Source organism: Edwardsiella tarda ATCC 15947 = NBRC 105688, from assembly GCF_003113495.2.
GTDB classification, from domain to species: domain Bacteria; phylum Pseudomonadota; class Gammaproteobacteria; order Enterobacterales; family Enterobacteriaceae; genus Edwardsiella; species Edwardsiella tarda.
The window spans coordinates 270,733-295,333 of the sequence record NZ_CP084506.1 but is presented as its reverse complement, the minus strand read 5'-3'; the positions used below and the strand labels follow the sequence as shown (position 1 = coordinate 295,333).

General features: G+C 57.1%; 27 protein-coding genes. 5 read left to right on the top strand and 22 right to left on the bottom strand.

Features of this window, described 5'->3' with window-relative positions; all coding sequences use genetic code 11:
* Nucleotides 1–13: 13 nt before the first annotated feature.
* The 7 genes from rpsG to fkpA all read right to left on the bottom strand — a co-directional run bounded on the left by rpsG (nucleotide 14) and on the right by fkpA (nucleotide 3,939).
* Nucleotides 14–484: a 30S ribosomal protein S7 gene (gene rpsG, locus DCL27_RS01405; protein ID WP_005290410.1), complete on the bottom strand. Its 471-nt coding sequence runs from the start codon at nucleotides 482–484 to the stop codon at nucleotides 14–16.
* Nucleotides 485–580: 96 nt separating this feature from the next.
* Nucleotides 581–955 carry a 30S ribosomal protein S12 gene (gene rpsL / locus DCL27_RS01400; protein WP_005297501.1) on the bottom strand — a complete coding sequence of 125 codons (375 nt, stop codon included), beginning with the start codon at nucleotides 953–955 and terminating at the stop codon, nucleotides 581–583.
* A 166-nt stretch (nucleotides 956–1,121) separates the two neighbouring features.
* Entirely contained in the window at nucleotides 1,122–1,412 is a 291-nt protein-coding gene (tusB, locus tag DCL27_RS01395) for a sulfurtransferase complex subunit TusB (RefSeq protein WP_005290414.1), read from the bottom strand.
* 17 nt (nucleotides 1,413–1,429) lie between these two features.
* Entirely contained in the window at nucleotides 1,430–1,789 is a 360-nt protein-coding gene (gene tusC, locus DCL27_RS01390) for a sulfurtransferase complex subunit TusC (protein ID WP_035600186.1), read from the bottom strand.
* A 17-nt stretch (nucleotides 1,790–1,806) separates the two neighbouring features.
* Complete coding sequence (gene tusD, locus DCL27_RS01385) at nucleotides 1,807–2,181, bottom strand: sulfurtransferase complex subunit TusD (protein WP_005290418.1); 375 nt, start codon at nucleotides 2,179–2,181, stop codon at nucleotides 1,807–1,809.
* Between the two features lie 3 nt (nucleotides 2,182–2,184).
* Nucleotides 2,185–2,901 carry a helix-turn-helix transcriptional regulator gene (locus DCL27_RS01380; protein WP_005290420.1) on the bottom strand — a complete coding sequence of 239 codons (717 nt, stop codon included), beginning with the start codon at nucleotides 2,899–2,901 and terminating at the stop codon, nucleotides 2,185–2,187.
* A 210-nt stretch (nucleotides 2,902–3,111) separates the two neighbouring features.
* The gene (gene fkpA / locus DCL27_RS01375; RefSeq protein WP_035600188.1) at nucleotides 3,112–3,939 is read right to left on the bottom strand and encodes an FKBP-type peptidyl-prolyl cis-trans isomerase; all 828 of its coding nucleotides are present in this window, start codon (nucleotides 3,937–3,939) and stop codon (nucleotides 3,112–3,114) included.
* A 287-nt stretch (nucleotides 3,940–4,226) separates the two neighbouring features.
* On the opposite strand from fkpA, the gene DCL27_RS01370 reads away from it, so the two are divergent.
* Nucleotides 4,227–4,460, top strand: coding sequence for a SlyX family protein (locus DCL27_RS01370; RefSeq protein ID WP_005290423.1), 234 nt, complete (start codon nucleotides 4,227–4,229; stop codon nucleotides 4,458–4,460).
* A 63-nt stretch (nucleotides 4,461–4,523) separates the two neighbouring features.
* On the opposite strand, the gene slyD is transcribed toward DCL27_RS01370, so the two are convergent.
* From slyD to kefG, 4 genes are all read right to left on the bottom strand, one after another.
* Nucleotides 4,524–5,177 carry a peptidylprolyl isomerase gene (gene slyD / locus DCL27_RS01365; protein WP_035600001.1) on the bottom strand — a complete coding sequence of 218 codons (654 nt, stop codon included), beginning with the start codon at nucleotides 5,175–5,177 and terminating at the stop codon, nucleotides 4,524–4,526.
* A gap of 107 nt (nucleotides 5,178–5,284) precedes the next feature.
* Entirely contained in the window at nucleotides 5,285–5,473 is a 189-nt protein-coding gene (locus tag DCL27_RS01360) for a YheV family putative zinc ribbon protein (RefSeq protein WP_005297495.1), read from the bottom strand.
* Complete coding sequence (gene kefB, locus DCL27_RS01355; RefSeq protein ID WP_035600002.1) at nucleotides 5,470–7,293, bottom strand: glutathione-regulated potassium-efflux system protein KefB; 1,824 nt, start codon at nucleotides 7,291–7,293, stop codon at nucleotides 5,470–5,472. The genes DCL27_RS01360 and kefB overlap by 4 nt, the downstream gene beginning before the upstream one ends.
* Nucleotides 7,283–7,843 (bottom strand): glutathione-regulated potassium-efflux system ancillary protein KefG, encoded by a 561-nt coding sequence (gene kefG / locus DCL27_RS01350; protein ID WP_035600004.1) that lies wholly within the window; start codon nucleotides 7,841–7,843, stop codon nucleotides 7,283–7,285. Before kefG ends, kefB begins: the two co-directional genes overlap by 11 nt.
* Nucleotides 7,844–8,003: 160 nt before the next feature.
* Here kefG and DCL27_RS01345 point away from each other — a divergent pair, with 160 nt between their 5' ends.
* Nucleotides 8,004–9,929 carry an ABC transporter ATP-binding protein gene (locus tag DCL27_RS01345; RefSeq protein WP_035600009.1) on the top strand — a complete coding sequence of 642 codons (1,926 nt, stop codon included), beginning with the start codon at nucleotides 8,004–8,006 and terminating at the stop codon, nucleotides 9,927–9,929.
* Between the two features lie 14 nt (nucleotides 9,930–9,943).
* On the opposite strand, the gene DCL27_RS01340 is transcribed toward DCL27_RS01345, so the two are convergent.
* Nucleotides 9,944–11,167: an aspartate aminotransferase family protein gene (locus DCL27_RS01340; protein ID WP_035600013.1), complete on the bottom strand. Its 1,224-nt coding sequence runs from the start codon at nucleotides 11,165–11,167 to the stop codon at nucleotides 9,944–9,946.
* Between the two features lie 177 nt (nucleotides 11,168–11,344).
* On the opposite strand from DCL27_RS01340, the gene DCL27_RS01335 reads away from it, so the two are divergent.
* Nucleotides 11,345–11,920, top strand: coding sequence for an aminodeoxychorismate synthase component II (locus DCL27_RS01335; RefSeq protein ID WP_005297489.1), 576 nt, complete (start codon nucleotides 11,345–11,347; stop codon nucleotides 11,918–11,920).
* Between the two features lie 61 nt (nucleotides 11,921–11,981).
* Here DCL27_RS01335 and ppiA read toward each other — a convergent pair whose 3' ends face one another.
* Complete coding sequence (gene ppiA / locus DCL27_RS01330) at nucleotides 11,982–12,548, bottom strand: peptidylprolyl isomerase A (RefSeq protein ID WP_005290440.1); 567 nt, start codon at nucleotides 12,546–12,548, stop codon at nucleotides 11,982–11,984.
* A 419-nt stretch (nucleotides 12,549–12,967) separates the two neighbouring features.
* Here ppiA and tsgA point away from each other — a divergent pair, with 419 nt between their 5' ends.
* Nucleotides 12,968–14,152, top strand: a complete 1,185-nt coding sequence (gene tsgA, locus DCL27_RS01325) for an MFS transporter TsgA (protein ID WP_035600015.1) — start codon at nucleotides 12,968–12,970, stop codon at nucleotides 14,150–14,152.
* 72 nt (nucleotides 14,153–14,224) lie between these two features.
* On the opposite strand, the gene DCL27_RS01320 is transcribed toward tsgA, so the two are convergent.
* Nucleotides 14,225–15,508, bottom strand: coding sequence for a cytosine deaminase (locus DCL27_RS01320; protein WP_035600018.1), 1,284 nt, complete (start codon nucleotides 15,506–15,508; stop codon nucleotides 14,225–14,227).
* Nucleotides 15,498–16,748, bottom strand: a complete 1,251-nt coding sequence (codB, locus tag DCL27_RS01315) for a cytosine permease (protein WP_005297483.1) — start codon at nucleotides 16,746–16,748, stop codon at nucleotides 15,498–15,500. The genes DCL27_RS01320 and codB overlap by 11 nt, the downstream gene beginning before the upstream one ends.
* A 274-nt stretch (nucleotides 16,749–17,022) precedes the next feature.
* Here codB and cysG point away from each other — a divergent pair, with 274 nt between their 5' ends.
* Nucleotides 17,023–18,420 carry a siroheme synthase CysG gene (gene cysG / locus DCL27_RS01310; protein ID WP_047059020.1) on the top strand — a complete coding sequence of 466 codons (1,398 nt, stop codon included), beginning with the start codon at nucleotides 17,023–17,025 and terminating at the stop codon, nucleotides 18,418–18,420.
* A 52-nt stretch (nucleotides 18,421–18,472) separates the two neighbouring features.
* Here the strand turns inward: cysG and trpS are convergent, their stop codons facing one another.
* From trpS to aroK, 7 genes are all read right to left on the bottom strand, one after another.
* Nucleotides 18,473–19,477, bottom strand: coding sequence for a tryptophan--tRNA ligase (trpS, locus tag DCL27_RS01305; protein WP_005290454.1), 1,005 nt, complete (start codon nucleotides 19,475–19,477; stop codon nucleotides 18,473–18,475).
* A 24-nt stretch (nucleotides 19,478–19,501) separates the two neighbouring features.
* The gene (locus tag DCL27_RS01300) at nucleotides 19,502–20,188 is read right to left on the bottom strand and encodes a phosphoglycolate phosphatase (RefSeq protein ID WP_005290457.1); all 687 of its coding nucleotides are present in this window, start codon (nucleotides 20,186–20,188) and stop codon (nucleotides 19,502–19,504) included.
* Nucleotides 20,181–20,858, bottom strand: a complete 678-nt coding sequence (gene rpe / locus DCL27_RS01295) for a ribulose-phosphate 3-epimerase (RefSeq protein WP_005290459.1) — start codon at nucleotides 20,856–20,858, stop codon at nucleotides 20,181–20,183. The genes DCL27_RS01300 and rpe overlap by 8 nt, the downstream gene beginning before the upstream one ends.
* Before the next feature lie 39 nt (nucleotides 20,859–20,897).
* Nucleotides 20,898–21,716, bottom strand: coding sequence for an adenine-specific DNA-methyltransferase (dam, locus tag DCL27_RS01290; protein ID WP_035596382.1), 819 nt, complete (start codon nucleotides 21,714–21,716; stop codon nucleotides 20,898–20,900).
* Between the two features lie 91 nt (nucleotides 21,717–21,807).
* On the bottom strand, nucleotides 21,808–22,845 hold the full coding sequence (locus DCL27_RS01285) for an SPOR domain-containing protein (RefSeq protein WP_035596379.1): 1,038 nt from the start codon (nucleotides 22,843–22,845) through the stop codon (nucleotides 21,808–21,810).
* Between the two features lie 60 nt (nucleotides 22,846–22,905).
* Nucleotides 22,906–23,991 carry a 3-dehydroquinate synthase gene (gene aroB, locus DCL27_RS01280; RefSeq protein WP_005290465.1) on the bottom strand — a complete coding sequence of 362 codons (1,086 nt, stop codon included), beginning with the start codon at nucleotides 23,989–23,991 and terminating at the stop codon, nucleotides 22,906–22,908.
* 40 nt (nucleotides 23,992–24,031) lie between these two features.
* Complete coding sequence (gene aroK, locus DCL27_RS01275; protein ID WP_005290467.1) at nucleotides 24,032–24,550, bottom strand: shikimate kinase AroK; 519 nt, start codon at nucleotides 24,548–24,550, stop codon at nucleotides 24,032–24,034.
* Nucleotides 24,551–24,601: the final 51 nt, after the last annotated feature.

The following is a 24,601-nucleotide window of genomic DNA, read 5'->3' as shown; positions in this document are numbered from 1 at the left end:
CATACCGATGATATTACCAACGGTAGTGAGCGAACGCCTTGTTGGCTTCTGCCATACGGTGAACGTCTTCACGTTTCTTAACTGCAGTGCCTTTGTTTTCTGCAGCGTCAGAAAGTTCGTTCGCCAGACGCAGAGCCATGGATTTATCACCGCGTTTACGAGCAGCTTCTACGATCCAACGCATTGCCAGGGCATTACGACGGACCGGACGAACTTCAACCGGAACCTGGTAGGTGGAGCCACCAACGCGACGAGACTTAACTTCGACGGTCGGGCGCACGTTTTCGAGAGCGATCTCGAAAGCTTCCAGTTCAGTTTTGCCAGAGCGCTGAGCCAGGGTCTCCAGCGCGCTGTATACGATTGATTCTGCAGTAGATTTTTTACCATCTACCATCAGGATGTTAACAAATTTAGCCAGCAGTTCTGATCCGAACTTCGGATCCGGCAGAATTTTACGCTGACCAATTACGCGACGACGTGGCATGGAAATACTCCGTTGTGAATTCAGGATTGTCCAAAACTCTACGAGTTTATTTTGACATTAAAGTTAAAACGTTTGGCCTTACTTAACGGAGAACCATTAAGCCTTAGGACGCTTAACGCCGTACTTAGAACGCGCCTGCTTACGGTCTTTAACACCGGAGCAGTCAAGAGCACCGCGCACGGTGTGATAACGCACACCCGGCAGGTCTTTAACACGACCACCACGGATCAGGATCACGGAGTGCTCCTGCAGGTTGTGACCTTCACCACCGATGTAGGAAGTCACTTCAAAACCGTTGGTCAGACGAACACGGCATACTTTACGCAGTGCGGAGTTCGGTTTTTTCGGAGTGGTGGTATATACACGGGTACATACACCACGTTTCTGCGGGCAGGCTTCCAGCGCGGGAACGTTGCTTTTCTCAACTTTCTTAGCGCGTGGCTTGCGAACCAGCTGGTTGATAGTTGCCATCAAAAGCTCCTGGTTTTTGCTTTTCGTAAACACGTAATAAATCGCCCCATACTGCTCACTGGATAGACCAATGGCAAAATATGGGGACGCAGAATTTTATGGCTGAGGCGGGAGGGTGTCAAGAAATATACAAGATATTCGCTGCACGCGAGCAGGATAAGCTCGCTTACCACGCCATCTGACGAGGATGCGCGGCGCTCAGGGCGACGAACTGCGTATAGTCGATCAACACACTCTCCGGGGCGAGGTATGCCGCCAACCCACGCGCCTGAACGTCGGCCTGCAGCAAATGCAGCGTTACCGGCAAGGCGCGTAAGGTTGCCAACGCCGCCGTCCCATCAAGCGCACACAGTACACCATCCTGCAATAAGACCAGCGCATCCCCGGGACGGACCAAGGCGCTCAATGTCGCCAGATCGGCCCCGCCCTGCGGAGAGCGGCTCAGAGTATGTAACATAAGCGTAGTCTCCTGGATTAAAAGGTCAGGATCGTGTCACACGCATCGAGATGCGTGCGTAGATCATCCGCCGATAAGGCCGCGGCAGGAACGACCCAAGGGATCGTGGCATCTAAGCCGCGCTGCGCCAACGACTCGGCACACAGATAGATTTGCTCGATATCATAGAGGCTCATCACGCCAAAGGTGGCGATATAATCACGCGCCAAGATCGCATCGGGACGTTGCTCAGGCAGCAATTGGAAGACCCCATCACCGATAAAAAACACCGCAATATCGTCGCTAAACGCGGAGGCGGCTAACAAGGCATCCAGCCCTTCGCGGCCCGCACTCGTCGTATGGGGGGCATGGGTAAAAACAAAGGCTAACCTTCTCATCTTGTTACTCCGCCCTCCTAAAACTGCATGACGCGATCACAGGTCAACATCGCCTCGGCCAGCGCACCGAGGCCGCTCAAGGCGAAGCCAGGCTGCAGATTCCCCACCGCCGCCCCCTCACCCGCCGACACGCCACGACGCAACGCCGCCGCGACACAGACATTAAGCGTGACATCATGCTGCTGCGCCAATGCTTGCCAGGCACGCACCAAATCGAACTCATCGCCAGCGGGCTGCGTCAGCTGATTGGCATTCAGCACCCCTTCACGATAAAAGAAGATGCTGTCCAGCACATGCCCCGCTGCCAGCAGTGCACACGCGAACTGATAGGCACTACTAGCCGCCTGGGTGCCATAGGGTGCGCCATTCACTACCAGAGCATAACGCAACATCGCTTAGTTACCCTGCACGTCGCCGTTCTTAAACTGGCGGATATAGAGATAGACCGTATGTTTCGAAATATTCAGACGGTCCGCCACCTGATTGATGGCATCCTTAATATCGAAAATTCCCTTTTCATGTAGGTTAAACACGATCTGGCGATTTTTCGCATTGTTCGAGACCGTCCGATCGGCGTTAACCTCTTCGATGGTGTACTCCAATGTCTGCGCCACCAGTTCATCGACCGAGGAAGCGAAGTTCACCGCCGAAGAGACCTCCTGCGTTGCTTTCGGAATAAAGGTCTCCATTATCTGAGAGAAAGGCACATCCAGATTCATGTTGATGCACAGCAGGCCGATCACTCGCTGCTCACGATTGCGGATAGCAATAGTGACCGACTTCATCAGATCGCCACTCTTGGCGCGGGTGAAATACGCACGGGAGACACTGCTGTCTTCACCGGCCATATCGTGCAACATCCGCAATGCCAAATCGGTAATCGGAGAGCCGATTTTTCGCCCCGTATGCTCGCCATTAGCGATACGTACCGCCGAGCACTTTAGATCCTCCAGGGAATGCAGGACGATCTCACAATGCGGGCCGATCAGCATGGCCAAACCATCCACCACCGCCTCATACGATTTTAGGATCGCCTGATCCAGCGGGGTAAAGGGGCGTTCATCTAATAGATCCAGCTCACTGATATCAGCCGTAACAAGCGTATTTGACATTAACTACTCCCATCCACGAACCAGACTCGCCCATCCCTGACTGGCCCAGAAAAAATACAGTAATTCTTAAAAAATATTAGCAAACTCCATCTATTTAAATCCTTGATGACACCAAGGTAAATGTCTTTTTCACTCGTTCGGCTAGCCAACAGGCAAGAAAAACCCCCTGAGGGCAAAGCCATCAGGGGGTTGCATGTGTGAAAAAACGACTTATTTCGCGCTTTTTTCGTTACCGGTAGCGGCTTTCTCCGCTGCGCTCGGTGCAGCATCAGCCTTTGCTGCCGGCTTCACGTCCAGCAGTTCGACTTGGAACACCAGCGTAGAGTTAGCCGGGATCCCCGGGACACCGGTCTTGCCGTAAGCCAGATCCGGTGGGATAACCAGCTTGATCTTGCCGCCTTTCTTGATGTGCTTCAGGCCTTCAGTCCACCCCGGGATCACCCCATCCAGACGGAAGGAGAGCGGCTCGCCGCGCGTGTAGGAGTTATCGAACTCGGTACCATTGATCAGCGAACCCTTATAGTTCACCACCACGGTGTCGCTATCCGTCGGTGTCGGGCCTGAGCCTTCTTTCTCGACCAGATACATCAACCCGCTGGCCGTGGTCTTCACGCCCTTCTCTTTAGCAAAAGCGGTACGGAACTTCTGACCCGCTTCAGCATTTTCTTTTGCTTCCTGCTCCATCTTCGCCTGTGCAGTGCTCTTCACGCGGTTCTCGAACGACTGCAACGTCTGCTCGATCTCTTGATCGCTCAGCTTGCTCTTGCCTGCGAAAGCGTCTTGAACACCGGCAATCAACTGATCTTTATCCAGTTTAATCCCCAGCTTCTCCTGCTCCTTCAGAGAGTTATCCATATAACGCCCCAGAGAAGCCCCCAGTGCATAGGCCGCCTGCTGATCGTCATTTTTGAACTTGCTGCTGGCTGCGGCAGCCGGAGCGGCCGTATCAGCCTTGGCTGCGTCCGCTGCAAATGCCGAGGCATTCAGCGCCAGAGCCATCGTCGTGGCTAGCGCGGTAACTTTAAAAAAAGATTTCATCCATTTCTCCAAAATTAAGGCACTTGCCTTAAATCACGATGAGCACAGTTAGGGATATGTCCTGAGTTACTATAGTCGCCACGCTTACCAGAAAACAATCGCAAAGCGAGCAAACAATGTAAATTCAGACCAGGATTGCGTAAAAAAGTTTCCAGCGGAGGATCTTCGACGCTAACGGCTACGCAGCACAGGTCGATTCGCGCTACCATACCTCTCGGATAGCCGCGCCATCCGCTGTAATAAAGAAATATCGCCAATGCAATAATCTAAAAATAGAGGAATTTCTTATGGAATCATCGTCCCATGGCCTGAGTGAACTGGAGGCCCGTCTGGAACAGCTGGAAAGTCGGATTGCCTTCCAGGAGATCACCATTGAGGATCTCAACCAGACGGTGATCGATCTACAGCGTGAGATGGGAAAATATCGCGAGCAAATGCGTCTCCTGATCGACAAGTTTCGCACCGTACAACCCTCGCAAATGGCACACCCTTCCGAAGAGACGCCACCACCTCACTACTAAGTGCGGCGAGATGAGGCAATAAAAAAAGCGGTCATATGACCGCTTTTTTCACGCATTAACCACTCAGTGGCAACCGCAACCGCCGTGGCCTTTGCCTTTACCCTGACCACCGCAGCATTCGCCATCGGCATGATCATGGTCGTGCTCATGACCACCACAGCACTCGCCCTCACCGTGGCTATGACCGTGGCCGCCACAGCACTCGCCTTCACCGTGGCCATGACCGCCGCAGCAGCCTTCACCATGATCGTGCGCGCCATGCACATGACCGTGCTCCAGCTCTTCAGCGGTCGCTTCACGAATGGCGACAACTTCGACGTTGAAGTTCAGGTTCTGACCCGCCAGCATGTGGTTACCATCAACCACGACATAGTCATCGCCCACTTCGGTGATTTCAACCGGTACCGGGCCCTGATCGGTTTCCGCCAGGAAACGCATGCCAACCTGCAGCTCATCGACGCCCATAAAGACATCCTTCGGTACGCGCTGTACCAGGTTGTCATCGTACTGACCATAGGCATCGTTGGCCGGAACATGCACGTCGAAACGATCGCCGACATCGTGTCCTTCCAAGGCTTTCTCCAGACCGGCAATCAGAGAGCCATGGCCGTGCAGGTAGTCCAGCGGTGCAGACACCGGAGACTCATCAACCAACACCCCGTCTTCCGTACGCACCTGATAGGCCAGACTGACCACCAGGTCTTTAGCTACTTTCATGATATCTCCTAGCGTTTGAAACGTAATCCGTGCGGATTGTAGCGGAATTTCGCGCTACTGTACTGTTCGGGATGAAAAAAGCTGCGCTACCGCACCCGTTTCCTCCCCTAAGGCTTAAAACGCCCAATCAACTGTTCCGACGCCAGGGGATCCTCCGATGGCGAAGTGGGTGAAGCCAGCCGATGACCACAACGCACACACTGCACCTGCTCGCCCTGAGCATCGCGCCATAGCGCCAAGCTATCCATGGCATGACAGGCCGGACAACGCGCCCCGGCGATAAAACGTCGCTTCATTTCTCCTCCTTCCACTCCTCATCCCAATCATTCATCTGGAGCTGCTCATGCTGCATCTCGCGCTGGAAGATCTCCTCCAACTCACGCCGCGCCTCACGAATACGCGAGATCTGCGCCACATCCCCCTGACGATGTGGCATCAGCTCACGCAGCATACGCATATCCAAACGGCGAAAATGTTGCTGAGCACGATAGGCTTGATGCGGATGCATTCCCGTCTCAACCAACGTCTTGCGTCCCAACTCCAAAGCGCTGGAGAAGGTCTCGCGCGTAAACTGGCTCACGCCCGCCTGTAACAACTCATGCGCCTCGACCCGCCCACGCGCGCGCGCCAAGATGCGCAGATGTGGAAAGTGCTGTTGACAGAGATGTACCACCGCCATGGTCTCTTCCGGTTCATTGCAGGTGATGACGATGGCCTCTGCCCGCTGCGCCCCCGCCGCCTGTAACAGGTCCAACTGCGTCGCATCACCGTAATACACCTTATAGCCGTAGCGACGCATCATGCTGACCACGCTGACATCGCGCTCTAGCACGGTGACCCGCGTCTGATTCGCCATCAACAGCCGTCCGATCACCTGACCAAAGCGGCCAAAACCGACCAAGATCACCTGGGGTTCATCATCGGCCACATAGGGCGCCTCCGTACTCTCTTCCGGCGGATTCAAGCGCTGCGCCAACAGGCGGTCAAGCAACTGCATCAACGGTGGCGTGGTCATCATCGAGAGTGTCACCACCACCAGCAGCAAGGCGCTCTGCTCCGCACTCAGCACCCGCTGTGCCGCGGCGGCAGAAAACAACACGAAGGCGAACTCCCCCCCTTGACTCAACACCGCCGCAAACTGAAGACGAACGACGCTACGCACCCCCGACAACCAGGCAAGTAGGTACAGCACCATGCTCTTTATCACCACCAGCGCCGCCACCGCCAACAGGATCGATTGCCAATAGGCGTACAATACGCCCAGATTGAGCGCCATCCCCACCGACATGAAGAACAACCCTAACAACAACCCCTTGAAGGGTTCGATGGCGATCTCCAGCTCATGCTGAAACTCACTCTCCGCAAGTAATACCCCGGCGATGAAGGTACCCAACGCCATAGAGAAACCCAAGGCATCCATCAATAGCGCCGAGCCCAACACCACCAGAAGGGCGGCAGCGGTAAAAATCTCCCTTACCCCGGTCGCCGCGATATAGTGAAACAGCGGACGCAGCAACAGGCGGCCACCGACCCAAATCCCCGCCAGCGCACCGATCTTCAGCGCGATATGACCCCAGTTGATCGCCTGATCTTCGCCTCCGGCCAGGATCGGCATCAATGCCAGCGCCGGTACCACCGCGATATCCTGGAACAACAGCACCGCGAATCCGAGACGTCCGCCCGGGTTACGGTTCATCCCCTTTTCTCGCATTATCTGGAGTGCCATCGCCGTCGACGACATGGCCAGACCGACTCCACCGATGACCGCCGCCTGCCAGGCGAAACCGGTGGCTATCAGTAGCCCACCGAGCAGCAATGCGCTCAACAGTAACTGGGCGGTACCCGTACCGAAGATCAGGCGCCGCAAGCGCCAGAGCTTAGCGGGATTCAATTCCAGCCCGATGATGAATAATAGGAAGACCACCCCCATCTCAGAGAAGTGCAGGATCTCCTCCACATCGCGGATCAAGCCAATCCCCCACGGCCCGATGACGATACCGGCGATCAGAAAGCCGAGTACCGCACCGATGCCGAGACGACGCGCGATCGGTACCGCCAGCACGGCGGCAAACAGAAACAGCACCACCGCTGGCAGTAAAGAGGGATCAGACGGCATCGAGCCCTCCTATCGATAAGGGGGCCGCCAGCCAGTCGGCATATGCCTGTGCCTGGGCGTGCAACACCGCCATCTTCTGGCGACGGGCCCAATAGATGGTCAAGGGTGCCAACCAGTGCATATGGCAACGCAACGCCGTCAATTCGAATGGGCGCAACACTTCACGCATGGTGTAATGGTTGTAGCCTGCCACCTGGTAAGCTCCCTCGGGTTCGCCGGTTGTCACCACCGAGCGCCAATATTTATCACGTAGGGCGTATCCCCCTACCCCACTGGCAAAGCCGCGCGCTAAGACGCGATCCAGCCACTCCTTCAGCAAGGCGGGACAACTGTAATTATATAAGGGGTGCTGAAACACGATGACCTGATGCTCTCGCAACAGACTTTGCTCATGATAAATATCGATAAAGAAGTCTGGATACTGGGCGTATAGATCGTGGATGGTCACGTTTTCCAACGGCCGAGCGGCCTGTAACAACACCTGATTGGCAATGGAGGACGGTGACTCGGGGTGGGCATAAATCAGCAACACCTTCGGCGGCTGCGACATGGTTCATTCTCCTCACTACCTCAGAACGTCGTCATTGCCGGACTTTTCGGCTACCATGCGACCCAGAAAGACAGAATAGCGCCGCATATCGCCGTTACCTCGCCGCGTTATTTACGTCGCCACAACGCCAATTTAACACACACTCAATAGACGACGCTTTATGATTGTTTTCTCATCGCTACAAATTCGTCGCGGCACACGCGTGCTGCTGGATAACGCCTCGGCAACGATCAACCCCGGCCAGAAGGTAGGCCTGGTCGGGAAGAATGGCTGTGGGAAATCAACGCTACTGGCGCTGTTAAAGCAGGAGTTGAGCGCCGACGGTGGCAGCGCCAACCTCCCGGCAAACTGGGCGATGGCCTGGGTTAACCAGGAGACACCAGCCCTGGAGACGCCGGCACTGGAGTATGTCCTCGATGGCGATCGGGAGTTCCGCCAATTGGAGCGCCAGCTCGAAGAGGCCAACCTGCGCAACGACGGTAACGCCATCGCCCTGATCCACGGCAAGCTGGATGCGATCGCCGCCTGGACCATTCGTGCCCGCGCCTCCAGCCTGTTGCATGGACTCGGCTTCAGCCAGGAGCAACTGCTGCAACCGGTCAAATCCTTCTCCGGCGGCTGGCGCATGCGCCTTAACCTGGCGCAAGCCCTGTTGTGCCGCTCCGATCTGTTACTGCTGGATGAACCGACCAACCACCTGGATCTGGATGCGGTGATCTGGCTAGAGCGCTGGTTAAAAAGCTACCCCGGGACGCTGATCCTGATCTCTCATGACCGCGACTTCCTCGACCCGATCGTGGACAAGATCATCCATATTGAGCAACAACAATTGTTTGAGTATAGCGGCAACTACTCCTCTTTCGAGCTACAGCGTGCCAGCAAGCTGGCGCAGCAGCAGGCGATGTATCAGAGCCAACAGCAACGCATCGCCCATCTCCAGGGTTATATCGACCGCTTTAAGGCAAAGGCCAGCAAGGCCAAGCAGGCACAGAGCCGCGTGAAGATGCTCGAACGGATGGAGCGCATCGCGCCCGCCCATGTCGACAACCCCTTCCACTTCAGCTTCCGCCCGCCGGAAAGCCTACCGACGCCACTGCTGCGTATGGAGCAGGTCAGCGCGGGATACGGTGACCACACGGTACTCGCCTCGATCAAACTCAATCTGGTTCCCGGCTCACGCATTGGCTTGTTGGGGCGTAACGGGGCCGGTAAGTCGACGTTAATCAAACTGCTAGCCGGTGAATTGGCCCCTCAGCATGGTGAGGTTGGCCTGGCGAAGGGCGTACGCCTGGGCTACTTCGCCCAGCATCAGCTGGAATACCTGCGCGCCGATGAGTCGCCATTACAACATTTGGCCCGTCTGGCGCCACAGGAGAGCGAACAACAGTTACGAGACTACTTGGGCGGCTTTGGCTTCAACGGCGATAAGGTCGGGGAGGCGACACAGCGTTTCTCCGGTGGGGAGAAGGCGCGCCTGGTGCTGGCACTGATCGTCTGGCAGCGTCCCAACCTACTGCTGCTCGACGAGCCGACCAACCACCTGGATCTGGATATGCGTCAGGCGCTGACCGAAGCATTGATCGACTTCGAAGGCGCGCTGGTCGTGGTCTCGCACGATCGCCACCTGTTACGTTCGACCACCGACGACCTCTATCTGGTGCACGATGGTCAGGTCGAACCCTTCGCCGGTGACCTCGAAGATTACCAGCAGTGGTTGAGCGAGTGGCAACGGCAAGAGAACCAGAGCTCGACAACAGAGCAAGAAGGTGGGCTAGCGGTCAATAGTGCTCAGGCGCGTAAGGATCAGAAGCGGCGCGAGGCCGAGTTCCGTAGCCAAACACAGCCGCTACGCAAGCAGATCACCGCCCAAGAGAAGCGGATGGAGACGTTCGCCGCCCAACTGAGCGAACTGGAGGAGCGTCTGTCCGACAGCGCGCTGTACGACCCTGCCCGGAAGGGGGAGTTAAACGAGATCCTACAGCGACAAAGTCAGGCCAAGGCCGGCTTGGAGGAGGCCGAACTCTGTTGGCTCGACGCGCAGGAGCAACTGGAAGAGATGACCCGCGCATTTAACGATGCCCCGTAACCCCAAGGGCGGCCTCAGGCCGCCGCGGGTACCACGCTAGCCAGCGCCCGCCCCAGGCGGGCCATGCCCTCATCGATCTCCGCTTCGGGGATTAATAACGAGGGAGTAAAACGGAGTGTATCTGGCCCGGCATTCAGCAACATCACCCCCTGTTGTGTCGCCGCGTTCAGGATATCCCTGGCGCGCCCCTGGTAGGCGGGCGCCAACGCGGCCCCCAGCAGTAATCCTTGGCCACGGATCTCACCAAACACGCCATAGCGTTGATTCAACGCCTGGAGATGACGTTCAAATAGCTGTCGGCGCTGCACGACCCCGGCCAGCACCGCAGGCTGACTAATGATGTCGAAGGCCGCCTCGGCCACCGCGCACGCTAGCGGATTACCACCGTAGGTGGTGCCATGGCTGCCGACCGTCATCGCCGAGGCGATCGCCTCGCGGGTCAACATAGCGCTGATGGGGAAGCCGCCCCCCAACGCCTTCGCACTGGTCAGGATATCCGGCGTCACGCCGTAGTGCATATAGCTGAAAAGGGCGCCACTGCGTCCCATACCGCTCTGTACCTCGTCGAAGATCAGCAATGCCTGATGACGGTCACACAACGCACGCAGACCATGCAAGAATGCCGCTGTCGCGGGCAATACACCGCCCTCCCCCTGGATCGGCTCGACGATCACCGCACAGGTCTGCTCACCGATCAACGCCTCAACCGCGGCCAGATCGTTGAAGGGGACGTGGACGATATCCGCTGGCTTCGGGCCAAAACCCTCGGAATATTTGGCCTGCCCACCCACCGAGACGGTAAATAGCGTACGCCCATGGAAGCTCTGATTGAAGGCGATGATCTGGCTCTTATAGGGACTGATGCGCGTCGCCGCGTGATGACGAGCCAGCTTCAGCGCCGCCTCATTGGCCTCTGCGCCGGAATTCGCGAAGAATACTCGCTCGGCAAAGGTCGCCGCGATCAGCTTCTGCGCCAGACGCAACGCAGGTTCGTTAGTGAATACATTGCTGGTATGCCATAAACGGCTGCCCTGCTCCTGGAGTGCGGCCATCAACGCCGGATGACAATGCCCCAAGGCCGTCACCGCGATCCCGCCAGCAAAGTCGATGTAATCGCGCCCCTGCTGATCCCAGACTCGGCTTCCCTCTCCACGCACCGGAATAAAGTCTGCCGGTGCATAAACCGGTAACATCGTCCGCTCAAAATCCGCCCTAACCACTCCGCTCTGCTGCGCCATTCTCCCGTCCCCCACCAATCCCATCCCAACAATTTGATTTTATATGCAAGATATACGCATAATAAATCATGCGGCGTCAATCAAATTCTCGGCGTATCACGCCGAACGGTATGCTGGGCTGAATTTCCCCTGCGTATGCTTTATCATCTCCCTTTCTCGTTAATCCCGTGCCACGCCATGCTACTGTTGATCGACAACTACGACTCGTTTACCTACAACCTGTATCAATACTTTTGCCAGCTCGATGCCGAGGTCTTGGTCAAACGTAACGATGAATTAACGCTGGCGCAGATTGACGCCTTGGCGCCATCGCATGTGGTGATCTCGCCCGGACCGGGTACCCCCGATGAGGCGGGGATCTCCTTGGCCGCCATTGGTCATCTCGCGGGACGGGTACCGGTATTGGGCGTCTGCCTGGGGCACCAGGCGCTGGGGCAGGTATTCGGGGCACGGGTGATACGCGCACGTCAGGTGATGCATGGTAAGACCAGCGTCATCCGCCATGACAATCAAGGCGTCTTCCAGGGCTTAAATAACCCGCTGACGGTAACGCGCTATCATTCGCTGATCATAGACTGGGAGAGCCTTCCCCCCTGCTTGGCGGTAACGGCCTGGAGCGAGCGCGATGGGCGGCGGGATGAGATCATGGGAATCCGCCATACCTCGCTGGCCCTGGAGGGCGTGCAATTCCATCCAGAAAGCATCCTCAGCGAGCAGGGGCACGCTTTGCTACAAAACTTCCTACGCCAGTAACGCCACGGGCGCCATTAGGCGCCCGTGCATCATGTGACTCACGACAGGTGTCGTGCATGGCTCACTTTATCACCGCCGCCGAGGTGATAACGATCGGTTTCACCGGAACATTCTGGTAAGGGCCGACGTTTTCGGTACGGACTTGGGAAATCTTGTCGACGATATCCATCCCTTTGATCACTTTACCGAATACGGCATAACCAAAGTCGCGCTGGCCGTGATCGAGGAAGGCATTATCGGCCACATTGATAAAGAACTGGCTGGTCGCGCTGTCCTTCTCGGCAGTGCGCGCCATCGCGATGGTACCGCGCAAGTTACGCAAGCCGTTATCCGCTTCATTCTTGATCGGTGCCTGAGTCGGCTTCTGCTGCATCGCCGCAGTAAATCCGCCCCCCTGGATCATAAAGCCAGGGATCACTCGGTGAAAGAGAGTACCGTTATAGAAACCGCTGTTGACGTAACCGAGGAAGTTGTCGACCGTCACCGGCGCCTTCTGATTATACAGCTCCAATTCGATGTTACCGGCGCTGGTTGTCAGCATGACGCGTGTATTCGCTGCCAGTGCGGCCGGGGCCATCACGGCCAGCGAGAATAGGGTAACCAGGGTAATGACGATTCTTTTGAACATGAAAACTTCCTTTATCTGACCGGCTTTGTCAAAAGCATAAAAACAACAGGATAGCGTAATGATTCTAAATAGCCCATGGGGCGATAGCCACCCATTTACTCACATTTACCTGGCGACTATCCTGGGCGACGCTACGCCGTCGCCCACCTCACCCTACCCGAATTCTCACCTAGGGCAAGTTGTACCTGTCTGAAATTCCGCCCATGCAGCACACACGCCGTGCTCTTTACCCTCGACACCCAATTACATCTCAATTTTTTAAGTAACAAACTTTTTCTTTGCATTGAAAAATCGATTCATATCACAAAAAACAGCTGTGGCTATGTTAGGATTCGCCCGCTTCGTGAAATCGACCCTTCTTGTCCGATCAACACACGAATAATTCACATTTCTCTTTTTATACTGAGATAGGCCTTGCTATGACCGACAGTAACCGCATTCGCCTAACATGGATCAGTTTCTTCTCCTATGCGCTTACCGGCGCATTGGTGATTGTCACCGGGATGGTGATGGGAAATATCGCAGAGTATTTCAATCTGCCGATCTCCAGCATGAGTAATACTTTTACATTCCTCAATACCGGGATTTTGGTTTCTATTTTCCTTAACGCTTGGCTGATGGAGATCATCCCCCTCAAGCGTCAGTTGATCTTCGGCTTCATTCTAATGATCCTCGCCATCGCAGGTCTGATGGTTGGCCATAACCTGGCAGTCTTCTCCGCCTGCATGTTTGTGCTCGGGGTCGTCAGCGGGATCACCATGTCCATCGGGACCTTCCTGATCACCCATATTTACACGGGCCGTCAGCGTGGTTCTCGTCTACTGTTTACCGACTCCTTCTTTAGTATGGCCGGGATGGTCTTCCCGATCATTGCCGCCACTCTCTTGGCGCAACACGTCGCCTGGTATTGGGTCTATGCCTGCATCGGTGTACTGTATCTGGCCATCTTTATCCTGACGCTATGCTCCGACTTCCCGCAGCTGGGCAAGCAGGCGGCCAATACCGAGACGCCGGTCAGTAAAGAGAAGTGGGGAATTGGCGTTCTGTTCCTCTCCATCGCCGCCCTGTGCTACATCCTCGGCCAGCTTGGTTTCATTCAGTGGGTGCCCGAATATGCCGCTAAACATTTCGGCATGAGCATCGAAGAGACCGGTAGCCTGGTCAGTAACTTCTGGACCGCCTATATGGTCGGCATGTGGTTCTTCAGCGTCGTGCTGCGTTTCTTCGATTTGCAACGCATCGTCACGGTACTAGCAGCACTCTCGACCTTCATGATGTACATGTTCGTCAGCAGCCAACAAGGCGCCCTATTGAGCATGTATATCCTGGGATTAGGCTTCGTCAGCAGCGCCATCTACACCACGCTGATCACCCTCGGCTCACAGCAGACTAAGGTCTCCTCTCCGAAGCTGGTGAACTTTATCCTGACTTGCGGCACCATCGGCACCATGCTGACCTTCGTGGTCACCGGCCCGATCGTTGCCCACAGCGGGGCACATGCCGCGCTGGCCACCGCGAATGGCCTCTACTTCGTGGTCTTTGTCATGTGTGTCCTGCTGGGTTTCGTCACCAAGCATCGCCAACACGGCCACGCGACCAAGTAACGCGATCCCTTTCGCAAGATAGCAACGGGGCCTGCATATGCAGGCCCCGTTTTTGTCTGATTACACCTTGGATTAACGGCGGAAGTCGACGCACTCGGCCTGCGCCAGGTAGATCTGGCTCTGCGCCGGACGCGTCTCGGCGATCAGCCGTCCATCACGCAGGGAGTAACGTACCGGAACCTGACGACGCACGGCGTCAAAGCCGCTCTCCGCCGGTAGCACCAATAAACTGGCACGGCAGCCCGGCTCCACACCATACCCTGCTAAATTGAGGGTACGCGCACTGTGCGAGCCGATCAGCGCCAGCCCCTCATCGATCTGGCCATAGCCCATTAACTGGCAGACATGCAACCCCATGTGCAACACCTGCAGCATGTTAGCGGTTCCCAGCGGATACCACGGATCGAAGACATCATCGTGACCGAAGCAGACATTGATCTTCGCCTGGAGCATCTCCTTCACCCGCGTGATCCCCCGCCGCTTGGGATAATCGTCGAAACGCCCCTGGAGATGAATATTGACCAGCGGATTAGCGACAAAGTTAATCTGCGACAGTTTAAACAGCCGAAACAGGCGCGAAGTATAGGCGCCATTATAGGAGTGCATCGCCGTGGTATGACTCGCGGTCACGCGCGCACCCATGCCGTCACGATGCGCCAACGCCGCCACGGTTTCGACGAAGCGAGACTGCTCATCGTCGATCTCGTCGCAGTGTACATCCACCAGACGATCGTAACGCTGTGCCAGGGCGAACGCCTTATGCAGCGACTCCACGCCATACTCACGCGTAAACTCGAAGTGTGGGATCGCACCGACCACATCGGCTCCGAGACGCAGCGCCTCCTCGAGCAACGCCTCACCATTCGGATAGGAGAGGATCCCCTCCTGTGGGAAGGCAACCAATTGCAGATCGACCCAGGGCGCCACCTCTTGCCGCACCTCCAGCATCGCCTTCAACGCCGTCAGCGTTGGGTCAGAGACATCGACATGGCTGCGCACATGCTGAATACCGTTAGCAATCTGCCACTTTAGCGTCTGCCAGGCGCGCTGTTTGACATCATCGTGCGTCAGCTGCGCCTTGCGCTCGGCCCAACGTTCGATACCTTCAAATAGCGTACCCGACTGATTCCAGGCCGGTTGACCCGCCGTCTGCGTGGTATCGAGGTGAATATGGGGCTCGACAAAGGGCGGTACCACCAACCCCTGCTCCGCATCCAGCTCTCCTGCCTGCGCCGGGCGTAATGCCGGCTGCGGCGTGACGGCGGCAATGCGCTCATCCTGTAACCGAATCTGCCACCACCCTTCACGCGCGGGGAGACGGGCGTTGATGACGGCCTGATACTGATCATTCTGCATGACTCACCTCCAATACACGCTGCTGACGACGTCCGAACAGGCGACTCAGCAGGCAATAACCCAACGCACCGCCTAAGACGGCATTCAATGGCACGATCCCGGGTAGCCCGTGACCGGCGGCGACGCCCAAGGCCACCGCAGCGATCGCGTTCCAGTTTACCGCCACCATCTCGGCTCGGGCAAAATCACGGTAGCGATGGCGATGCATCAGGTAGTCGGCGATGATCACCCCCCCGATCGGTGGGATGGCGGCCGACAGGAAGGTCAGCCAACCGACGAAATTGTTATACAACCACAGCGCACACAAGGTACCGATGAGGCCATTGGCCACCGAGAGCAGCTTGCTCGACAGTCCGGTAATGTTGGCGAACCCCAGACCAGAGGCATACAACGCGTTATCGTTGGTCGTCCAGATATTCAACCCCAGCACCACGATGGCCGGTAGCAACAGACCTTGCGCGATCATCACGTCGGAGATGTCCGCCATCCCCAAGGCTGCCGCGCCAGTAGCGCCGAAGACAAACATCAGCGAGTTCCCCAGGAAGAAGGCGACCATCGTCACCCACACCGCCACCTTGGCATTACGCCCAAAGCGTACGAAGTCCGCAGTCAGGGTACCGGCGCTGATAAAGGAGCCCACCACCAATGCCAACGCCAGGTTAAAGTCTAACGGTTGCGTCGGGGTCACCGCACGCAGCACATCCAGACCACCCATACCATTAATCGCCAGCCAGACCGAGTACCCCCCCAGCAGAGCGATGGCCGGCACCGCGATCACCGACAAGATGGTCAGTGCCGAGATGCCAAAGAATACGGTCACCGTCATCAACACCCCAGAGAGCGCGATCAACCATTCGGTATTCAGTCCGGTCGCCTTACTGACCGGAATGGCGAACATCGCCACCCCGACACCGAACCAACCGACCTGTGTACCGCCCAGCAGCAGCGAAGGCAACCAAGACCCCTTCACGCCGAAGGAGAAGCGCGCCAAGAGATGTGTGGTGAGGCCCGTTTTTGCGCCGATATAACCGAGAGTGGAAGTGTAGATACCGAGGAGGAGATTACCGAGGAGTACTGCGAGAAGAAAATCGTGATAGCCAAGTCCGGTGCCGAGAGTGCCGCCGGTCCACATGCTGGCGGAAAAGAAGGTCAGCCCCAGCATGACACAACTTAATGCCAGTGCGCCCTTACGCGCCGATGAGGGGACCGGCCCCTGACTGTAATTGTTATCCTGCGACACGCAATCCTCCTTAATCCCTGTGCAGTGGATAAAAAAATCTGGCGCATTCTAAAGAGTTGCCAGAAAAAAGCAAACGTTTTCTTTGCCGCCTTTTTATCCTGTCGTGCTTTCACCTCTCACCGATCGCGCAATGAGTGGCCGTTTCTTTAAACGACACCACTGCATATCCCCCACTTCTCTGGCAAGCTACTCGCATAGGCTGGCCGGCGGCGACGCGCACTCGTGCACGATCATGGCGCCAGCGCATTCTCCGCTCACCGCCCGAGGAGTTCCGATGGATTACTTTCCGATATTTTGCCAACTCGCGGCTAAGCCCTGCCTATTAGTCGGCGGTGGCGAGGTCGCCGAGCGTAAGGCCCGCCTCTTACTGGAGGCGGGTGCTGTCCTGACCGTCAATGCCGAACGCTTTACACCGCAATTCGAGGCCTGGCAGCAAGCGGGGCGCCTGACGCTGGTACCCGGCGACTTCGATCCCTCGCTGTTAACGGCACAATGGCTGGCGATCGCCGCCACCGACGACCCGCACGTCAATCAACAGGTACTCGCCCAGTGTGAGGCACGCCACCTCTTCTGTAACGTGGTGGATGCCCCCGCCCAGTCCGGTTTTATCATGCCATCGATCATCGATCGCTCCCCGCTGATGGTGGCGGTCTCCTCCGGCGGCAGCGCTCCGGTATTGGCCCGGCTGCTACGCGAAAAGCTTGAGGCACTATTGCCGCAGCACCTCGGTCAGCTGGCACGCCTGGCGGGTAGCCTCCGTCAACGCGTCAAATCACACTTCGCCACCCTCCCCCAGCGGCGCCGTTTCTGGGAAAAACTGTTCGCTCACGATCGTCTGGCGCAATCCCTGGCGAACGGTGACACGCCGCAGGTTACCCAGCAACTGGATGCCCTATTCAGTAGCAATCCGGCCGTTCAGGGTGAGGTCGTGTTGGTCGGTGCCGGGCCGGGTGATGCGGGTTTGTTGACCCTGAAGGGGTTACAGCAGATCCAGCAGGCCGATGTGGTGATCTACGATCGTTTAGTCTCGCCTGAGATCATGGCGTTGGTCCGGCGCGATGCCACACGTCTCTTCGTCGGCAAGCAAGCTGGCCACCACTGCGTCCCTCAAGAGGCGATCAATAGCCTACTGCTGGAACAGGCGCAACAAGGCAAACGCGTGGTTCGTCTGAAAGGGGGTGATCCCTTTATCTTCGGCCGCGGCGGCGAGGAGCTGGAGGCTTTAGCCGGTGCCGGTATCGCCTTCTCGGTGGTGCCTGGCATCACTGCCGCCTCGGGTTGCTCCGCCTACAGCGGCATACCGTTGACCCATCGCGACCATGCCCAGAGCGTCCGTCTGGTTACCGGCCATACCCGTCAAGAGGGAGCGCTGGACTGGTCTTGCCTGGCTGCCGCCGGACAAACGTTGGTGTTTTACATGGGATTAAGTCAAGCGGCGACCATCCAGCAACAGCTGCAACAGCATGGCATGCCGGCCGATACCCCGGTCGCCTTGGTCGAGAATGGCACCACGGTGCAACAACGCGTGATCAGCGGTACCTTGGCCCAGTTAGCGGCGCTGGCGACCCAAGCCGTCAGCCCCACGCTGATCATCGTCGGTGATGTCGTCTCACTGCGTCCACAGTTAAACTGGTTCCACAGCAGCGACGATGCCACGCCCGCCTCGCACTAGGGATAAAAAAAGGGGAGCCGCTGGCTCCCCTTCTGTGATTAACCTTGCCTGCTTATGGCTGAGCAACGAACCCGATAGCCTGATAGACCTGACTCAGGGTCTGCGCGGCGCGCGCGCGCGCCTTCGCGGCACCCTCACGCATCACTTCCTGTAAGTAGGCTTCATCGTTACGGAAGCGATGGTAACGCTCCTGCAACTCGGCGAGCATGCCAGAGACGGCCTCGGCTACCGCCCCCTTCAGATGGCCATACATTTTACCGTCAAACTCGGCCTCCAGCTCGGCAATACTCTTACCGGTCACTCCAGAGAGAATATCCAGCAGATTCGACACCCCAGCCTTATTGACCACGTCGTAACGTACGACTGGCGGCTCATCGGAGTCGGTCACCGCGCGCTTGATCTTCTTGGTTACCGCCTTGGGATCTTCCAGCAAGCCGATGACGTTGTTACGGTTGTCATCCGACTTAGACATCTTTTTGGTCGGCTCCAACAGCGACATGACACGAGCGCCGGACTTGGGAATAAACGGCTCAGGGATCTTGAAGATGTCGCCATACAGCGCATTAAAACGCGCCGCCACATCACGGCTCAGCTCCAGATGCTGCTTCTGATCTTCCCCAACCGGTACCTGGTTGGTCTGATACAGCAGGATATCCGCCGCCATCAGCACCGGATAATCGAACAGGCCAGCATTAATATTCTCTGCATAGCGCGCCGACTTATCCTTAAACTGCGTCATACGGCTCAACTCGCCGAAATAGGTATAGCAGTTGAGTACCCAGCCCAGTTGGGCGTGCTCCGGCACATGGGACTGCACGAAGATGGTGCTCTTCTGCGGATCGATACCACAGGCCAGGTAGAGCGCCAGCGTATCCAGCGTCGCGCTGCGCAACTTATCCGCATCCTGACGCACGGTAATGGCATGCTGATCGACGATGCAATAAATGCAGTCATACTCATCCTGCATCTGCACCCATTGACGCAGTGCGCCCATATAGTTACCGATGGTGAGTTCACCAGACGGCTGTGCGCCGCTGAAGACGATGGGCTTACTCATGGTCACATTCCTGTCCTTATCAATTCAGTTCAGCGGTGCTAGCCCCACCAGAGGCAGCAGTCCAGAAAAATCATCCAGTACGCGGCAAGGCTCACTGGTGGCGATAGATTCACCATAGTTATAACCGTAGGTCAAACCAACGGTAGGACAACCGGCCGCCTGACCGGCCTGGATATCGTTGCGTGAGTCGCCGACGAACAGCATCTCGCTCGCTTTAACCCCCCACTGAGCCAAGACCAAATAGAGCGGGGCGGGGTGAGGCTTACGCTTAATGACGTCGTCGCCACCGATCACCTGACTGAAGAAACGATCGATCCCCAGACGCTCCAACATCGGACGCACGAAGGGCGAAGGCTTATTGGTGATCACCGCCAGAGGGAATCCCTTGGCCGCCAACACGCCCAACGTTTCACGGACACCGGGAAATAACTGGCATCCCTGATGCGCACTCTCGGCGTAATGCGCGTCGAATGCGGCTCGCGCGCGCTGGCATAACGCGGCGTCTTGCGGCGCACCGGCCCAGCTCAGGGCGCGCTGCATCAACACATCGGCCCCGTTACCCAACCACAACTTCACACGCTCGACGCCCGGAGCGGGATAACCCAACTCCACCAGCGCCGCATCGGTGGCCGCCGCTAACCCCGGGGCGCTATCCACCAACGTACCATCTAAATCAAAGGCCAATGCCTGAATCGCAACACCCTTATTCATGACAGGCCTGCGCGATTTCTTGACGCATGGCTGCGATCACCTGGGCATAATCCGGCTGACTGAAGATCGCCGAACCGGCGACAAACATGTCGGCCCCCGCCGCCGCGATGGCGCCGATGTTATCGACCTTCACACCACCGTCGACCTCGAGGCGGATATCCAGGCCACTGGCATCGATACGCTCACGAACCTGACGCAGCTTATCCAGCGTCGCGGGAATGAAAGACTGACCGCCGAAACCCGGGTTGACCGACATCAGCAGGATGGTATCCAGGCGATCCATCACATAATCCAGGCAGCTCAACGGTGTCGCCGGATTGAGCACCAGGCCAGCCTTACAGCCGCAGCTACGGATCAATTGCAAGGTCCGGTCGATATGTTCGGAGGCTTCCGGATGGAAGGTAATAATGCTAGCTCCCGCCTCGGCAAAATCGGGAATGATGCGATCAACCGGCTTCACCATCAGATGGACATCGATCGGGGCGCTGATGCCGTAATCACGCAGCGCCTTACAAACCATCGGGCCGATGGTCAGATTCGGGACATAGTGATTATCCATGACATCGAAGTGCACCACATCGGCACCGGCAGCCAACACCTTCGCAGTGTCTTCACCCAGCCGGGCAAAGTCTGCGGACAAAATCGACGGGGCGATTAAATATGGGTTCATCCGTTTCTCCTGGGCTCAGGGACAGGCGGACGACAACGCTTAACGCTTGCCGTACAGCGCCAACAATTCATTCACTTTGCTGCGACCGTCACTCTTACGGCTGATCGTGCGCCGGACCGTTACCACATGCAACTCAGCAGCCTGCGCATACCACTCACGCGTCAACGGTGTCTCATGGTTGGAGATCAAGACCGGTATCTGGCGCGCGGCCAACTCAGTAGCCAACTCGGCCAGACGCATCTGTTCAGCGATGCCGAAACTATTGGCATGGTAGGCGGTAAAATTAGCGGTGGCCGACAGGGGAGCATACGGCGGATCGCAATACACTACCGCTCCCGTCTGTGCCCGCAGCATCGTCTGCTGGTAATGTTCGCAGATGAAGATGGCGCGCTCGGCCTTACGGGCAAAGAACTCCAGCTCCTCCTGCGGGAAATAGGGTTTCTTATAGCGACCGAAGGGGACGTTAAACTCCCCTTTGGCGTTATAACGACACAGGCCGTTGTAGCAGTGCCGATTCAAATACAGAAAGTACAATGCCCGCTGATAGCGGTCATCACTCGCGTTAAAGGCCGTACGAATGCGATAATACTCTTCCGCCACATTCAGCTCGGGGCAGAACAACTGACGGGCATCACCGATGAAACGATCCGTCTCATCCTTCACAATGTTGTACAGACCGACCAGATCGGCGTTGATATCCGCCAATAGGTACTCATCATAATCCGTGTTTAAGAACACGGAACCGGCGCCAACGAAAGGCTCTACCAACCTTTCGCCCGCCGGCAGATGCCGACGGATCTCTTCAATCAAAGGATATTTTCCGCCGGCCCATTTCAAAAATGCGCGCTTCTTCTTCATGCCGTCGCCAGTCTGTTATATCTACTCGTTCAATTCGCCGGGGCGTACCTTTTCTCGGACAGCACATCGCGCGCGTTTCATTGATGGCCGCTTACTTTGCGTCCTTTTGCACCTGGCTCAACGGGCGAGCCCAAGGTTTCATCGCCTGTACCTCGGCCGGCAGGGAGGCAACCGCCCGCCGTGCCTCTGCTGGCGTCGCATAGCTACCGCTGACCAACACATACCAAGGCTTACCATTACGGGAGGTCTCATAGACCCAGTAGTGGCTCAGATTTTGGCGACGAGCGAACGCATTCAGTGTATTCGGCTGAGAGGCGCCGCTCAGTTGCAGGGTGTAATGGCTAGCTGGCGCGCTCTTCAGCGAACTACCGGCGCTACTGCCCGCAGCCGTCGGTAAATGGGCGGCTTGCTTACCGTTACTGCCGACCACCGGCAGATGTGCCGTCTGCTTCGGCGCGCTCGCCTCTGGCGTCCGTAGCGGTCGTTTTTCATTATGGCGGGACGGTGCCTTCTCCTCGCGGCGCGGAGTCGTCTTGCTCGGCAACGGACGCAAGCCATTCTCTACCGCCTTGGGTTGACGCGCTGCGCCGCTGGCCAGGGTTGCCGGCCCCGTCGGCAAGGTATCGACCTGCGCTAACGAATCCAATGCCCCCTGCTGCTGCGTTAGGGCATCAGAGATGGAGTTACCGGCCAAATCGATGCGCTGCTGCCCATTCGCGGGCATCGCCGGCGCGGACTGTGTCGGTGTCGAGGAGACGGGTGGCATGGAGATCGGCTGTGGCTGACCCAGCTGTGCCGAGTTGCTCACGCCACTGCCATCCTGCATGTCGGTCAGATTACTACCGGAGGCCGCGGCATTGGTCGGGGAAGAGGTGTTGGCAAGGTTAATCTCCCTGGCACCGCTCGTCGCACCCGCTGGTGCAACGCTTCCTTTGGAAGGAGACTTCAACGCTGAACCGATAGCGACGATCACCACCAATAAGACTAAGACCCCAGCACCAATCATCAAATGTTGGCGCGATACCGCCAGACGCGGCGACGCCGGACGGCGATTACGCGCGCGCGGCGGACGACGATCGCTGGCGTCCGGTTTTAACTCATCGTCTGCTTTAAACTCTTCTTGATCCATCTCACCCTCCACTTAGGGGCAAAGCCGGCGAACAAACGCCGGAGACTCGCAAATCGCTATTCAGGCCTGGCAGTCCGCTATCGCAGCCAATACCGCGTCATGACTGACCCCAGCATACACCCCAGCCTGGCCAATCGCCGTCGGCAGTACCAAGCGTAAGTGCCCGCCCAATACCTTTTTATCGCGTAACATATGCGGTAGATAGGCCTCCGGCGCCATATCGGCGGGGCCTTGAGTCGGTAAGCCAGCACGCCGTAGTAACGCCGCGATGCGCTCAACCTGTGCGGCAGGCAGGTAACCCAGACGGCAAGCAAGATGTGCCGCCATCATCGTCCCGGCCGCAACCGCTTCACCATGTAGCCAGTTACCATAGCCCATACCGGCTTCGATGGCATGACCAAAGGTATGACCCAAATTCAATAGCGCCCGATTACCCTGCTCGTGCTCATCCTCTGCCACGACCTGGGCTTTCAGCTCACAGCAACGACGGATGCAGTAGGTGATCGCGGCGGGCTCTAAACGCCGCAACGCCTCCATCTGACTCTCAAGCCAGATAAAGAAGTCACCATCCATAATCACGCCGTACTTAATCACCTCTGCCAGACCGGCAGAAAGCTCGCGGGGTGGCAAGGTTTGCAGACAGTCGATATCAATCACCACGCTGGCCGGCTGATAAAACGCACCGATCATGTTCTTACCCAGCGGGTGGTTGACGGCCGTCTTACCGCCGACGGAGGAGTCAACCTGCGCCAACAACGTCGTCGGCACCTGGATGAAACGCACTCCGCGTTGGTAACAGGCGGCAGCAAACCCCGTGAGGTCACCGATCACACCGCCCCCCAACGCCACCAGCGTCGTGTCACGCCCGTGATTACTGGTCAGTAAGGCGCTGAATACCTGATCCAACACCGCCAGCGATTTATACTGCTCGCCATCCGGCAGGATCACGCATTCGACGCGGACGCCTGCTCGTGCCAACGTCCGCTGAACCGACTCCAGATACAACTCTGCGAGGGTCTCATTGGTAACCAACATGGCCTGCTCACCGGAACAGAGCGGCCAGAAGGCGGCTTCCTGAGCAAACAACCCGCTGGCGATGCTGATCGGGTAGCTACGCTCCCCGAGCGTGACGGTGATCCTTTCCACAACCTGTCCCCCGTTACCGCACTAACCTTTAGCCAACCGTTTAGTTATTTTCCAACAGGTGGATAATCTGGTTGGCGACCACTTTAGCGCTCTGTTCATCCGTACGGATGGTGACATCGGCAATCTCTTCATACAGCGGATTGCGTTCTTGCGCCAGTTGTTCCAGCACTTCGCGCGGCGTATCGACCTGCAACAGCGGGCGTTTCTTATCGCGCTGCGTACGCGCCAACTGCTTTTCGATGGTGGTTTCTAAGTAAACGACCACGCCTCGGGCAGACAAGCGGTTACGGGTCTCGCGAGATTTGACCGAGCCACCTCCGGTCGCCAGCACGATGCCTTGTTTTTCCGTCAGTTCATTGATGACTTTCTCTTCACGATCGCGAAAGCCCTCTTCGCCTTCAACATCAAAGACCCAGCTTACATCGGCGCCGGTACGACGTTCGATCTCCTGATCGGAGTCGAAAAATTCCATGTTCAGCTGCTGCGCTAACTGACGGCCAATAGTACTTTTGCCGGCACCCATAGGCCCAACCAGAAAGATATTGCGTTTCTCTGCCATGTTTTCGGTACTACTAAGACAATACGTTAATGATAACCCGCCCCGCCAATC